Here is a 14,982-nt window from a genome sequence, read left to right on the forward strand (position 1 = left end):
TTGAATAGGTCATCGTTTATTTCATTAAATGAATGAGTTATGAATATTGTATCGGTTTTATTTAAGGTTGACTATAGTGTAAATCTACTAGGGTGTGTTGACATATATAGAATAATTGACAATCATAGTGTTATGACTAGATTAACACTAAATGATGCCCAGTGGGCAAAGATAGACCCGTATTGTACAGGTAAAGAGACCGATGCTGGTAGAACAGCCGTAAATAATCGACTATTTATTGAAGCTGTTCTATGGATTGTCCGTACAGGTAGTCCGTGGCGAGATTTACCCCCTGAATTTGGTAACTGGAACAGTGTTTATAAGCGCTACCGTCGATGGGTAAAAAGCGATAGATTCAGCAAGCTATTTAATGCTCTGAATGACTCAGATTTAGAGTATGCCGTGATTGATGGCACGATTGTTAAGGTACATCGTCATGGACAAGGCTCAAAAAAGGGGCTTGTCATCAGGCAATTGGCAAATCAAGAGGCGGTATGACCACTAAAATCATGGCAATGGTTGATGCATTAGGCAACCTTGTTGATTTTACTTTATTGAAAGGACAACAGCATGACATGGCTGGCGTTAAACCTTTAATGAAAGACAAAGAGTTTGGTGCATTGCTTGCTGATAGAGCCTTTAACACGGATTGGCGACTGCTAGACTGAAAAGAGCGTGGTAGCAAAGCGGTCATACCCCCTAAACGCTCTTGTTTAAAGCAACGAGATTTCGATAAAGAAATGTACAAGTGGCGTCATTTAGTCGAGAACTTCTTCTGTAAGCTGAAAGATTTCAAGAAAATTGCCATGCGTGCTGAAAAAACGGATGAGTCGTTTGCTGCTAATATCTATTTAGCAGCGACGATTATCCTTTTACGGTAATTGTCAACACACCCTAAGAGAACTTGAATGAAGAAAATAGATATTTTTTTTACTGCTTTAGTATTTATTATGTTTATTTCATTTGTAAACTTTAAACCTGACAAAGAGGTTGAACTATTTGAAAGAGAGTTAGTAAAAAAAGAAAGTTGGCTTATATCAGAGCTTGATGATATTGCAAAATTTATGAATTTTAAAGAAAGCGATCATAGGTATTCAAATAGGAAAGTGTTATTCAATTCTCGATACGCTAGCCCTGAATATAATTACATGAAACTAGAAGGGCTTTATGAGTTTCTTAATAGAAAAGGATGGGTTGATATAACCAGTAGAGTTGATAAAGAAGAATACATATTAAAAACAGCCAGTCGATCAAATAAAAATACGAAAAATGTTCGTATTTTATGTAATAACAAAGCGACTATATTTATGTATATGAATGATATGCAAAATGAATATATTATTGATTTATTCAAAGTGCGTACACTAGTACATCTCAAGTATGATTATACTCTGCCTTGTTACCAATTAAACGAGTAGAACCTCATGAATATTTCCAACACTAAAAAAAATGTAAGAGTTTGTTTTTTAGTACTACTAACTGGATTACCGGTTTCAGCTTGCTCATTTGAGCCTACAGATAAAGTATCACCAACAGAGCAAATCGATATTTCAAAAGCATACCAGCTCGGTTTGAATTATTACAAAGGTAACTCAGTTAAGCAGGACTACAATAAAGCCTTTGAGCTATTTCAGAAAGCTGCTAATCAAGGCGATCCCCAAGCTCAGTTTCAATTAGGTGTGATGTACGACAATGGTGAAGGCATCAGTGAAAACAAAGCCAAAGCCTTACAATGGTATAAGAAAGCGGCAGAGCAAGGATTAGCTGACGCGCAAAATAGTGTTGGCGTAAAGTACCTTTATAGCGAAGATATAGACAGAGACTACGATAAAGCTATTAAATGGTTTAAGAAAGCAGCAGCTCAAGGTCAGCCAGAAGCACAGTTCCATCTTGGAGAGTATTATACAAATATCGAAGATAGCCCAATAGATTATAGTCAAGCTATTAAATGGTACAAAAAGTCAGCAAAACAAGGTTTTTATCCTGCTGAATTTAACTTAGCTTCGCTTTACTATAAAGGTGTAGGTGCGAAGCCGAATTATCCTGAAGCATTCAAATGGTACAAAAGAGTAGCTATTAAAGGGTATACACCAGCTCAGTTTCAAATTGCTGTTATGTATTATGACGGCTTAGGAGTTAAGCAGGACTATAGGAAAGCATTTGAGTTGTTTCAAATACTAGAAGGTCAAGGTTATGCATCAGCTCAGCACAATCTTGGTGTCATGTATGAAAAAGGTGAAGGTGTTAAACAAGATTATGAGAAAGCTGCTCAATGGTATCAAAAAGCGGCAGAGCAAGGTTACTCCCTTTCTCAGAATGATTTAGGCTCACTCTATTATTCAGGTAGAGGGGTTGAAGAAGATTACGATAAAGCTTTTGAGCTCTATAGTGAAGCCGCTGCTCAAGAAGAAGCTATCGCACAATTTAATCTTGGCGAGATGTATTACCATGGTGATAGTGTACCGCAAGATTATAACAAAGCCTATGAGTGGTATCAAAAAGCGGCTGATCAAGGCTATCAAGAGTCTCAGGATCGTATTGATCAATTGAGAAATGAAGGCAAAATTAATCGGTAATTATTTCTAATGCTTTCTTGTATTTAAGCTCCCATCGTCATCGGCCGACTCTACAACAGTGCCAACCCGCCCCCATGGGGCTACCCGCAAGCAGCAAAGAAGTCTGGTATCAAGTCTAAAAGCTTTAACTCGCCCCTTGAGAACTACAATGAGCTCATGTTCAATGATGATGCCGGCTTTGAGCTAGTCAACTTGCAGGCGCAGCGTGATTTAAACTCCCTAGTGAAGAATGATGAGACTCGCAGAGTCAACCGTGACCGTACCACCACCATTGATAAAGATGAGACGGTGACAGTACACGGTAAGCGTACTGAGACGGTGGATTTGGATGAAACCATCACCATTCATCAAAACCGCACGGAGACGGTGGATCAGAATGAGACGATTACTATCCATCAAAACCGTAAGGAACGCGTCGACTTAGATGAAACCATCGACATCGGCGGCAACCGCACCGAGACCGTACACAAGAGTGAACAGATCCTCATCAAAGGCAACAGAGACAAAACCGTCAACGGTAATGACAGCCTCACCGTCAACAAAGACCGCAAAGAGACCATCAACAAAAGCCGCTCTCTCACTGTTGACAAAACCAACAGCGAATTTGTCAAACTGGGTAAATCTGTCACCGTAGGCTTAGGGTATGCCACCCAAGTCGGCACCATCATGAACACCGCTGTCGGCATCATGCAGACTGAACAAGTGGGCCGCATCAAAAAAACCTTTGTGGGTAAAAGCTATAGTATCACCGCAGAGGATGAGTTTAAGATCACCGTGGGTAAATCATCGCTGGTGATGAATGCGGACGGCAGTATCATCATTACCGGTTCCAGCATCATCACGCAAGCAGAAAAAGAGAATAAGGTCATTGGTAAGGATGTGCTGATTAATCCGCCGGGGGGTGGTGCGGGGGGTGGGGATGATGAATATGATTATGAAGAAGGAAGTATAATACCGGGTACTAATACTACTGTTGGTGATCCTGTCGAAGGCGGTGGGGGTGACACATGGACAGCTGAACAATGGGAGAGACAAGCTAGTAATATAAACAAAAATGTCATGAATAATAATGGATCTATACATAGCGGCTCTATGCCCGCGTATCAGCAACAACAAAATCAAAAAACTGCTGATGCAGTAATGACCGCTGCCAGTGTTGTACCTATTGGTAGAGTAGGTCAAACCGTTCATAAAGGTTCTAAAGTTTTGAAGGCGGCTAGAGCTACTAAAGCTGCTAATTTAAAACTACTTAATGCAATAAATAAGGAAAGAGCGCTTGCACAGAAAGCTAATTGGAAAAAGCCAGACGGTAGTATTTGGTGGCCAGATAATACAAAGGGTTTTGACAAAGTTCCAGGTACTTTAACAACACATAATTATCGTAAAGGGCAAGGCTTTAGTAGGTACTCTGACTATGCACCTAAGGATGATAGAGGTGCTTACGTTTCTCCTAAAGGGACTACTTTTTCTGAAAGAGCGATGTACGGCAAAGAGTCAGACTATATTGAAAGACAGTTTGAAGTGCTTAAGGACATTCCTGCTGCTAATAGGAGTCAAGCCACTCCATGGTTTGACCAACGTGGTATGGGTATGCAAGATCAACTACCTATGCCGATCAAAGATCTAATTAAAGACGGATATATTAAATATTTGGAGTGATGTAATGACAAAATACGATAAGCACTTTTTTGAACATTTCGATATCGATATGAATAGAGTTGGTACACTCACAAACACTATCACATCAGAAGGTGTGGGAGTTGAAAAGTATAAGAAGCAATATATTATTTTTCAGAGGACATCATTAATTAAAGAATATGTCAGCACATTTGATGATGATATATTCAATCTGATGGTATTCAAAGATCAGTATAGAGATTCTAATAAGCCGCTTCCTAGTCTGCCTTCTAAAGAATTCATACGGCAATATCAAACAAGCTTAATTGAACTGAACTATGATAATAGTATGTATCAAGACGCCTTATCCATACTACGCGATAACGATATCTCCTCATATAGTCAGATGGTTAACCTAGTAGTAGGTTCCAGAAATTTAGTAGGTGCTCAGTATATAAAGTCTTCTTCTTTTGGTGAAAATCTTGAAGAGTGGTATTTTGGTGATATCCATCAATATGATGGGTATAAGTTCAGGTTGAATAGCGAAGGTTTTTGGGAGCTAATGCATATCGAAAAGGGAAATGGAAAAGCTATAATTACCTTTTATGATATAAAATATGTCTATTATTATTTATTAAATTTTTATTTCGCTGTATTATAAATCTAATTATAGGGAAAATATATGTCAAATATCGAGTATTGGAAAAAAGGTGATTCAAAAGTCTTATCAGTTGATGGTATTAATGGATATCCTGTAATACGAGAGATGTCAGAAAACCAGAAAAAAGAAATTGATAATCATTCTCTAGATTTTATCAATGATCAATTATTTATGCATTATTGGGCAGATGATATTGAGCATAACGAAGAGGATCCAGTGTGGCAAAACACCTCGTTGTATTTTTGGAAAGCTGAAGAGCCTTTTCCTAATAAAGCATTACCACCCACGTTTGAGAACTTTGAAAAAAGATTTTTTGTACTAAATAAAACTATCACGATAGAAGTTTCTTTAGCCACACCCTGGTTTGATCAGCCAGGGCTTGGAGAAAAACACGTGGCTGTAATAGATCATGAAATGATTCCGTTATTGGATTTGTATAGAGCGAATGTTATCAACTATGTTGAGGTGATTGAAACATTATATTCAAAATATCTCAGTGACAGTAAGTATGGCTTTTTAGTTGATCAAAGAATAGTAAGCCTAGAGAATAGTAAGCTATATTTGGATGGTCAAGATATTCCTTATCATATTGCTTATAGTATTGGCGGTATCCATCTAGTAAAGGTAGAATCCAATACTAATATTGTATAGACATGAACTCAATGAGCATTACAAAACTAAAGAAATTAAATCTGTCATTAACAACAGTCCTAGCCCTATCAACTGGACTAGCCATTTCTGCCTGTTCAGCCGAATCTGCTAATGAAGCTACTCAATACTCAGTACAATCAATCGAAAATAGTGACAGTAGAGACTTTGAGTCAGTTTATGCCGAAGCCAACCAAGGCGACCCACAAGCCCAGTTTCAACTAGGTAGTATGTATGAAAGCGGTGAGGGAGTCAGTCAAGATAAAAATAAAGCGGCAGACTGGTATCGAAAAGCGGCAGAGCAGGGATTTGCTGATGGTCAGAATGCGTTAGCCAAACTGTATTACTTCAATATGGAGCTTGAACCAGTCTTTAATGAGTCAATTGCTTGGTTTGAAAAGGCGGCTACTCAAGGTCAACCAGAATCGCAGTACTACATCGGTTTTTTCTATGAGCAAAGTGGTGATAGGCAAGTAAACTATGATCAATCTCTAAAATGGTATCGAAAATCAGCCGAGAATGGCTTTGCTATAGCTCAATTTTGGCTAGGTATAATATACTCTGAAGGAGATTGGGTAGAGCAAGATTATAATGAGGCCTACAAATGGACTCGCAAGGCAGCAGAACAAGACGACATGGAAGCCCAATACAATCTAGGTGTTATGTATGCTAACGGTTTAGGTGTCAAACAACATGACGCACTAGCCGCCAAGTGGTATTACAAATCGGCAGAACAGGGTTATGCCGCTGCTCAAAACAATTTAGCCGCTTTGTATTATATAGGTGACGGGGTTGAACAAAGTTATGATCAAGCTTTTCAATGGTATAGCAAATCTGCTGCTCAAGGAGACTTAGAGGCTCAAACCAATCTTGGTGGTCTATACCATTTTGGGCACGGGGTTGAAAAAGATCTCGATAAAGCGCTTGAGTTATATCGAGACGCTGCTACTAAAGGTCATCAACGAGCTAAAGACATTATTCAGGTATTGATCCAAGAAGGCATCATCAATCATTAACACTACGACACTCAATTCAGTATGAAGCTATCAACTTATAGCTATCAATCAATCTCACAATAGTCTCAGCTCATCATCTTCGTTCCATCAACAAAAGCCGCTCGCTCAATGTTGACAAAACCAACACCGAATTTGTCAAACTGGGTAAATCTGTCACCGTAGGCTTAGGGTATGCCACCCAAGTCGGCACCATCATGAACACCGCGGTAGGCATCATGCAGACTGAACAAGTGGGCCGCATCAAAAAAACCTTTGTGGGTAAAAGCTATAGTATCACCGCAGGAGATGAGTTTAAGATCACCGTCGGCAAATCCTCACTGGTCATGAACGCCGATGGCAGTATCATCATCACAGGATCAAGCATCATCACCCAAGCTGAGGGGGAGAATAAGGTGATTGGCAAGGATGTGCTGATCAATCCGCCAGGAGCGAGTGCGGGGGGAGATAGAGATCCTTATCCTGAGAATGCAGGCTATATGGCTACTTATGGTGAGCCTGATCAAGGGGGTGGGGGGTTAGATGGTTTTGGCAATTATAACCCTCGAAATCCTAATGAGCATTGGGATCCAGACGAACAAAAAATGATGCCTGGAAAACCCCCTATAATAATTGATAGCAATCAAGCGGCGGTATATCAATATTTTAATGGAAATGGTGAAGCGGTTGAATTGGGTGCAACAACCAAATCGCGTTTACGCAATCACGATAGACAAAAGGCTGCTCTAGCGAGATTGAAATCTGGCGTTACTGATATGGATGGATTTTATAGAGTTGACATGACACGGGGGAGCAACAGTATGTTTCATGTTGGTAGAACTGGCGTAGAGTATGATACACAATGCAATAATGGAATATGTACAACTACTTTTAAGGGTTTTCAACAAAAAGATAAGACTACTGGACGTATTTATCCAGATGCTTTCGTTGACCCTATCGATATTGGTATTGAGGTGGGTGGAACACCTTATGACTACAAACCTTATGTTTGGCAAGAAATATATCCTGATAACTTTACTGGTAAGAAATAGCATGATTAATTTTGAACCATTAATACTATATTTCGTTGCCAATGATTCTTTATGGATTTTATTTATTACGATCATAATGACTATGATTGTTAATTTTTATCTACGTAATTACCTTTCATTATTATATAGAATATTACCTACTTGGTTGTTTGCTTATACATTTTCATTAACTTTTGTACGTTTATACGACGACTGGTTAGGCGATAAAGTTGATTCTTATGCACACTTTGGTGGTTTTATGTTTAGTAGGGAGCCCGACGCACCAAAACTGCCGCCTGAGTTCGCTGTTTATTCTGGGGCGTTAGATCATGATACGTGGAGAAATCTTTACTTTTTAACAGGTGTGGTTATTGCAATTATGGTCGTAATTATAGTCGAAGTTTTGATTTCCTTAATTATTCGAATTAGAAGTAGATAGACTTTCTTGAAACTGTACGCTATACAATCAGCTATTAGTACAACGATAAAATTAAAACTTGAAAAATGTACACTTTTATTTATAGCATTAATAATAGTAGGTTACATAATATGAATAAGCATAAAGATTATATAGAAGCAAATATCGAAAAATATTTTCAAGGAGACAACGTGGCTATGGCGAAAGCCATATTTAACGAAGATACCAATGAGATTACCCGATTAGTTAAAGAAGAAGGCTATGATGTTGATACTCGCGATATTATAAGGCGTGGCTTCTGGACGTACCAGTGGACATATCTCAACTATGCTGTGACCAAGGGTAAGCGTAAATCAGTCATAGCTTTACTTGATCTAGGAGCTGACATTAATAAGCTGCTTATGGTTGCTTATGCAGATAGCAACTTAAACTTAGCAGCAGGTCATTGCGATCATGCCATGGTCGAACTATTACTAAATCATAACGTTAAAATGAATCATACGATAGCAACGTCCCCCTTTGAATATGCAATGTTAAACGATTGCTATAGCGAGGAGCTGTTTGATCTACTGATTGAGCATGGCGCAAATATTGATCATCCACATTATATAAGTGGTAATACTCCGCTTATGACTGCCTACGACATAGATAATCTCGAAGCTGTTGATTACTTTCTGAATAAAGGAGCTGACCCTACAAAGGTTAATTCTAATGGACATAGTTTTGCTAGCTTTATACAGCTAGATTTAGATAACAATAAAAAACGTGAAACCGCCCTGAAATACAAACAACATATGATCAATGACTATGGTATCCAGTATCCTATAAACGTTTCTTATAGAAAAGGCATTAAGCAGTCAATAAAAAGATATGAGATGACTACTGCTAAGGAGAGAGAACTTTTAGGAGAGGAGGAGATAGAGCTAATTAACGATATGCGAGAGAGTTTAATAACAGGTATTTTTAGTGGCGTACCCATTGATTAAACAGTTTGACGTTCTATACAACAGCGCCAACCCGCCCCCATGGGGCTACCCGCAAGCAGCCAAGAAGTCTGGCATCAAATCCAAAAGCTTTAACTCGCCCCTTGAGAACTACAATGAGCTCATGTTCAATGATGATGCCGGCTTTGAGCTAGTCAACTTGCAGGCGCAGCGTGATTTAAACTCCCTAGTGAAGAATGATGAGACTCGCAGAGTCAACCGTGACCGTACCACCACCATTGATAAAGATGAGACGGTGACAGTACACGGTAAGCGTACTGAGACGGTGGATTTGGATGAAACCATCACCATTCATCAAAACCGCACGGAGACGGTGGATCAGAATGAGACGATTACTATCCATCAAAACCGTAAGGAACGCGTCGACTTAGATGAAACCATCGACATCGGCGGCAACCGCACCGAGACCGTACACAAGAGTGAACAGATCCTCATCAAAGGCAACAGAGACAAAACCGTCAACGGTAATGACAGCCTCACCGTCAACAAAGACCGCAAAGAGACCATCAACAAAAGCCGCTCTCTCACTGTTGACAAAACCAACAGCGAATTTGTCAAACTGGGTAAATCTGTCACCGTAGGCTTAGGGTATGCCACCCAAGTCGGCACCATCATGAACACCGCTGTTGGCATCATGCAGACTGAACAAGTGGGCCGCATCAAAAAAACCTTTGTGGGTAAAAGCTATAGTATTACCGCAGGCGATGAGTTTAAGATAACCGTCGGTAAATCATCGCTGGTGATGAATGCCGATGGCAGTATCATCATTATATGTGGGGCTAATAGATGATGAAAAATCCCCTTTATTTAATCTATACAAGTCTAATTTTATTAGTTATATAAATGAGAAAAAACTATGCGTGCAAAAACAACCATCAAGCATAAACTCATGAGCTTTGCTGTGGCGTTAGGATTAACGCTGTCAGCACAATATACACAAGCTGCTAGCCTGCCAGTTCTAGATATTGAAACCATGGCTTTGCAAGGTAATGTTCAAGCTCAGTACGATATTGGTGCAATCTATCTAGAAGGCGAGATTGTCGAGAAGGACTACGATAAAGCTTTAAAGTGGCTTCTAAAAGCTGCCAATCAAGGTCATCCTTTGGCTCAATATAATTTGGGATGGGTTTATGAAGATGGCATGGGTGTACCGCAAGATTACAATAAATCAACTGGCTGGTTCCAGAAATCTGCTGAACAAGGTTTTGTGGATGCGCAAACAAGTATCGGTGTACGATATGTTAAAGGCCAAGGTGTACCGCAAAATTACGCTAAAGGGCTTGAATGGTTTCAAAAGGCTGCCAAGCAAGGAAGTACGAATGCAATGACCCAAATAGGCGTTCTTTATTATCATGGCAATGGCGTCACTCAGGATTATAAAAAAGCGGCCAAATGGTATAGAAAAGCGGCTGATCTGGGTGATATTTATGCTCAGAATAATCTGGCCATGATGTATTACGAAGGTGAGGGCGTGACTCAGAATTATGATACTGCTATGTCATTGTTACAAGAGGTTGATCCTAGACTTGCCGCGCAAGCACAATACAGTCTGGCAGTCAGGTATACACTGGGTAATGGTATAGAAAAAAATATGGTATTAGCACAAAAGTGGTTTCAGAAATCTTGTGACAATGGCCATCCTGATGCCTGTAATCATTCTGTTGATAGATAAGAGCAATCTATCAATAGAATGAGTGGCCTAGACTGCTGTACTTAATTTAGTATCAATCTATTAATCCATCGTCATCGGCCGTCTCTACAACAGCGCCAATCCGCCACCATGGGGCTATCCACAAGCCTCTAAACCGTCAGTTATCAAATCCAAAAGTTTCAACTCGTCATTTGAAAATCTTAATGAGCTCATGTTTAACGACATGAGCTATCTTACAGTTCCTTTAGATGTAAAAAACAGAACGTTAGTTCCCCAAAAAAACTTACGTCAGCAATGAATATCACTTTTTTCATACACAAAAGTCCATAAATACGTTATGATTGCCTACTTATTTTGGATCAATAATTTACCTCATATCATTTAGATATTCCGTATACATCAACCAAAACATCAATGCAGGATTGTCTATGAAATTTACTAATGCTACCTCGCATCCTGCACTGGCATTTGAAGGTCTTGATCAATTGGGTCAAAGCTTTCATGTGGTGGTAATGCGACAAACTTATACTTGGAACGAACAAGGGGTTTTAATACTCGCTGATGAGCAAGATCCGCTACGTTTAGAAGACGAGCTTACTGATCCTAATGACCTAATGAGCGGGATAGTAGAAGAGTCAGACTTGGCACACTACAAGCCAAAATGTGACGTCATCATTAAGGGCCATGCTTATGTACCTACGGGAAGGAAAGACCAAGATAGTTTTAATGCCAGTATACGGTTACAAACGCCTGATTATATAATTTTGGCTGAACCAAATGCTGCTACCAAATACGCTTTTGTTGAGCAAAGCTCTAGAAACACTGCTCAAGATCATTACCAAGCCGGTCAAACGCTTATCGATAAAACCTTGACGATACTAAGCCCAAGATATCTACTCAATGATAGCATCAAGGGAAACGCACATTACAGACTACATATAGAGCCAATGCCAAGTAAGGTGAGTCTTAACCCTAACAGTAGTTTTGGTGGTTATAGTCTGATTGAAGACAATAATAATGCACTTAATTATATTAATAAAAATGAGCTGATACCAGAAAATAAGCGCCATGGCATAAAGCTCAATCCGCACCATGGCGTGATTGCTTATTTACAAGACGATAGCTTTAACGCGGCAGGTACAGGCTACTGCTCACCCATCTATTACAAATATGTACAACCACAACACATTAAACTCTCCCAAATTCACCATTCAGATTTACTCATCAGTGAAAGCATAGTCAATCAAGTCGTCAAGCACAAGCTGGATTATGACCGTCATAATAGACTTGTCACAGGTTTTGGTGTGCGTGCAAAAAGTCATCCAGAGCGAACAAAGCTGATAGGAGAGATCAATGAAGCATTCATTGAGAGTGGTGAGGCGTATCCTAAAGGTTTTGACTTTGCCATGTGGAATGGCGCTTATCCGGATCAGCAAACGTCATTGCTAATGGGTAATGAGTGGTTAACACTCACCAATCTGTGCAAGCCTGATACTAAAGCCGCTAGCATCGATAAAAATGGCGATAGTCAGCTTACGCTATATTTGCCAGAAACCATCGCATATGTCGCGTTAGCGTCCAAGAACGCGCAAACAATGGCGACAGAGTTACCACTGCGCTTAGATACCGTCATCATTTCACCTGATAATCAAAAAGTAAATCTAGTATGGCGTGCCATCATCATCGACGACTATAAGCCTAGAAACGCAACTTTGTTCGTGCTTAATAGAGATGAGCAACAAACTCTTGCGGCGCAGTACTTTACTGAAGCTACTAAAGTGATTCGGCCTTATGAGATTGGTTAACAATAATCTCAACTTGCTAGGTGATATTTTATGACATATCTACCTTTATGTTTATTGATAAGCATTGCTGTATTGACAGGCTGTTTGCCTACTGCTAATCAAGCAGATACCACTGTGGACGATAGCACGATAAAACAAAACACTGTAATCGGAGACTTGGGCGGCGTACCAGTCGAGATACCAGCAGACTCAGTGCGTTTGGTTGAATACAACGGTGATCCTGACTGGGGTGAGGACTTTAAAGGCGGAGTCCCTAAGCGTACCTATGAGTCGAAGATCAGCAGCTTTGGCTTTGATGTGCGCTATACCGATGGGGCGTTATATGATGGCATTATTGGTGAACTGGCTGATGAGTATGAGGCGCAAAAGAACTTATCAGACAGCCCGTGGGTGTCTGTGAGTGTTCATTCTGGTAATCGTTATCACGGCAAAGGCAGTGTCCATAGCATCGGTGATGGTACGATAAATCCAACTTATGAAGTTACGCCAAATCATTATTACGAGAAATTACCTCAATCAAAATATGGTCTAGAAGTCTATGCACCACCTGGAATAGATAATAAGACTAATACCCCTTGGCGTGAAAATAGATTTTCTAAAGATATTTTTATAAAACGAGATGAGAATAGCATTATTACTACTTATATTAAATGCAGTAATAGGGATGTTGAACGACCTCCTTGTACTCATTATTTTGATCTAGAGCCTGAGATGGAGCTGTATGTTAGGGTGAGCTATTCGCGTTATGTGTTAAAAGATTGGCAACAGATAGAGCACGTGGTTAGGGAAACGCTATTGGGTTTTAAAAGGTAAGCGTATTTTAGTAGTCGTTTAACTTAAAAATGGAAGCAATAAAATTTTTATAAATACACTGAGAGAGTTAATAGATGTTCAAAATAAAAAGCAAAGGTAACTTTATATTTAGTATTGCTTTTTTTATAGTCATGTCAGCCATCTGTGCCGTCCAATTTCCTGCGACAGATGTACCAGAGAAGACTGAAATCCAATATTCGACAGGTATTTTTCATATTGTGACACCTGCGAAATTTGTGAATCATGTGGATTTAAGCCGTATTGGTGGTAGCAATGAGTCTAAAGTGTTCTCTTGTGCATACAACGCAATTAGTAATGGTAGACAAAGCACGTGCGGCGATACAAAGTTCTTGCAGCCGTATGTGGGTAAAGAAGTAACGATAGGCTGGTATCGACAACAGCCATTTTTAGGTTTTAAAAACGATATGCCGCAGCTTGTATCTATCGAGATGGATGGCGAGATCATGCGTAGCTATGAGCAAACTGCTAAAACGAATGATGGGCTCAAATACGTTAATATCGGCCTTTATGTGTTTCTATTTATACTATCAGCTATTTTATATTGGGTCGATGGTCGTATCGATAAGAAATTTGCTAAGAAGAAGTCTGAATAAATGTTATCAATCAGTGATTAATTACTAATAAGTAGTGGCTTGTATAAACTGAGGGAATCCTATGGCAAACAATAAATTTACAGATTTTTTGATTAATAATTAACAAGCTATAGAAAAAATACAGTATTCAAAAGGCGTTTTTCGTATCGTGACACCAGCGAAGTTTGTGAGCTATATCGAGTTAAACCGTATTAGTGATAGCAATGATTCCAAAGTGTTCTCTTGTCCATACAACGCAATTAGTAATGGGGGACAAAGCTCATGCGACGATACAAAGTTCTAGCAGTCTCATGTGGATAGAGAAGTGTCGATAGGTTAGTATCGATAACAACTATTGTTATGGTTTAAAAATAATATGCCGCAGTTAGTAACTATTGAAATAAATGATAAGATAGTGCGCAATTATAGCGATACATATGCAGATTTTAATAGAACTAGAAGTGGTAGGTTATATGTGCTTATGCCAATTTTATTTTTTATTACTTTGATATTCTATTGGTTTATAGATAAAGTGCGTCAGATGAATGGATAAACAGATATTATCGCAGAGTTGCTAAAAATAAATAGAAAAAGAGAGTGGAAATGATTAGTTTTAAACCCTTAAGAAAGTTTGATTTCTTTTTATCTTTGATCATTGCATTAGGTCTTGTATATATGTCTATAACAGATCATGTGGGAATAGGTTTTCCTAAGGAGAATGAGCTTAAGTATACTACTGGCGTCTTTAGTATAGTTGAGCAACCTGAATATGTGAATCACGTTATACTCAATAAAATAAATGGTAAAAGTGATAGTCAGTTATTTACTTGCTCTTATAGTGTGTTTGGTAATGGTGACTTGAGCTCTTGCGGAGATAAAAAGTATTTAGTTCAGTATGTTGGAAATGTAGTCACTGTTGGCTGGTATAAGCAAAAAGAATTTTTAGGGTTCAAGAATGATGTTCCTCAGTTGGTTACTATTGAGATGAACAATGAAATTATGAGCAGTTATGATAAGAAAAAAAAATACATTAAGTCAATGAATGATTTTAATTTATATATATTCTTGCCAATTAGCATTCTATCATTTCCTTTTTATTACTGGTTATTTGGCTGGTTGAGTCGACCTAAAAAAAGTAAGGATAATGATACCCAATAATAGATTATTAGATAA

Annotated in this window: 15 protein-coding genes and 1 pseudogene; all 16 read left to right on the forward strand. The window is 38.9% G+C overall.

Annotated features, from left to right (window positions below; all coding sequences use genetic code 11):
• The first annotated feature begins 132 nt into the window (after nt 1-132).
• The 16 genes and pseudogenes from AADH33_RS04995 (at nt 133) to AADH33_RS05070 (ending at nt 14,967) form a co-directional block, all read left to right on the forward strand.
• Nucleotides 133-881, forward strand: a pseudogene (locus AADH33_RS04995) (IS5 family transposase).
• Nucleotides 882-908: 27 nt separating this feature from the next.
• A complete protein-coding gene (locus AADH33_RS05000) occupies nt 909-1,418 on the forward strand; it encodes a hypothetical protein (RefSeq protein WP_348549770.1) in 510 nt (169 codons plus the stop codon).
• Nucleotides 1,419-1,424: 6 nt separating this feature from the next.
• Nucleotides 1,425-2,576, forward strand: a complete 1,152-nt coding sequence (locus AADH33_RS05005) for a tetratricopeptide repeat protein (RefSeq protein WP_348549771.1) — start codon at nt 1,425-1,427, stop codon at nt 2,574-2,576.
• Between the two features lie 156 nt (nt 2,577-2,732).
• Entirely contained in the window at nt 2,733-4,235 is a 1,503-nt protein-coding gene (locus AADH33_RS05010; RefSeq protein ID WP_348549772.1) for a bacteriophage T4 gp5 trimerisation domain-containing protein, read from the forward strand.
• Between the two features lie 4 nt (nt 4,236-4,239).
• Nucleotides 4,240-4,854: a hypothetical protein gene (locus tag AADH33_RS05015; protein WP_201587370.1), complete on the forward strand. Its 615-nt coding sequence runs from the start codon at nt 4,240-4,242 to the stop codon at nt 4,852-4,854.
• Nucleotides 4,855-4,875: 21 nt separating this feature from the next.
• Complete coding sequence (locus AADH33_RS05020) at nt 4,876-5,505, forward strand: glycohydrolase toxin TNT-related protein (RefSeq protein WP_201587373.1); 630 nt, start codon at nt 4,876-4,878, stop codon at nt 5,503-5,505.
• Between the two features lie 11 nt (nt 5,506-5,516).
• Nucleotides 5,517-6,518 (forward strand): tetratricopeptide repeat protein, encoded by a 1,002-nt coding sequence (locus tag AADH33_RS05025; RefSeq protein WP_348549773.1) that lies wholly within the window; start codon nt 5,517-5,519, stop codon nt 6,516-6,518.
• A gap of 194 nt (nt 6,519-6,712) precedes the next feature.
• Nucleotides 6,713-7,546 (forward strand): hypothetical protein, encoded by an 834-nt coding sequence (locus tag AADH33_RS05030; protein ID WP_348549774.1) that lies wholly within the window; start codon nt 6,713-6,715, stop codon nt 7,544-7,546.
• A gap of 1 nt (nt 7,547) precedes the next feature.
• On the forward strand, nt 7,548-7,964 hold the full coding sequence (locus AADH33_RS05035; RefSeq protein WP_201587216.1) for a hypothetical protein: 417 nt from the start codon (nt 7,548-7,550) through the stop codon (nt 7,962-7,964).
• A 110-nt stretch (nt 7,965-8,074) separates the two neighbouring features.
• Entirely contained in the window at nt 8,075-8,929 is an 855-nt protein-coding gene (locus AADH33_RS05040; RefSeq protein WP_348549775.1) for an ankyrin repeat domain-containing protein, read from the forward strand.
• Nucleotides 8,922-9,737, forward strand: coding sequence for a bacteriophage T4 gp5 trimerisation domain-containing protein (locus AADH33_RS05045; protein WP_348549776.1), 816 nt, complete (start codon nt 8,922-8,924; stop codon nt 9,735-9,737). The genes AADH33_RS05040 and AADH33_RS05045 overlap by 8 nt, the downstream gene beginning before the upstream one ends.
• 66 nt (nt 9,738-9,803) lie before the next feature.
• Nucleotides 9,804-10,619 (forward strand): SEL1-like repeat protein, encoded by an 816-nt coding sequence (locus tag AADH33_RS05050; protein ID WP_289057447.1) that lies wholly within the window; start codon nt 9,804-9,806, stop codon nt 10,617-10,619.
• Nucleotides 10,620-11,026: 407 nt separating this feature from the next.
• Nucleotides 11,027-12,403: a DUF2169 domain-containing protein gene (locus tag AADH33_RS05055; protein ID WP_348549777.1), complete on the forward strand. Its 1,377-nt coding sequence runs from the start codon at nt 11,027-11,029 to the stop codon at nt 12,401-12,403.
• A 30-nt stretch (nt 12,404-12,433) separates the two neighbouring features.
• Nucleotides 12,434-13,216: a hypothetical protein gene (locus AADH33_RS05060; protein WP_348549778.1), complete on the forward strand. Its 783-nt coding sequence runs from the start codon at nt 12,434-12,436 to the stop codon at nt 13,214-13,216.
• Nucleotides 13,217-13,290: 74 nt separating this feature from the next.
• On the forward strand, nt 13,291-13,830 hold the full coding sequence (locus tag AADH33_RS05065; RefSeq protein WP_348549779.1) for a hypothetical protein: 540 nt from the start codon (nt 13,291-13,293) through the stop codon (nt 13,828-13,830).
• 582 nt (nt 13,831-14,412) lie between these two features.
• Nucleotides 14,413-14,967, forward strand: a complete 555-nt coding sequence (locus AADH33_RS05070) for a hypothetical protein (protein WP_289057442.1) — start codon at nt 14,413-14,415, stop codon at nt 14,965-14,967.
• Nucleotides 14,968-14,982 lie beyond the last annotated feature (15 nt).

This window comes from Psychrobacter sp. KFRI-CH2-11 (assembly GCF_038239325.1).
In the GTDB taxonomy this organism is placed as follows: domain Bacteria; phylum Pseudomonadota; class Gammaproteobacteria; order Pseudomonadales; family Moraxellaceae; genus Psychrobacter; species Psychrobacter celer.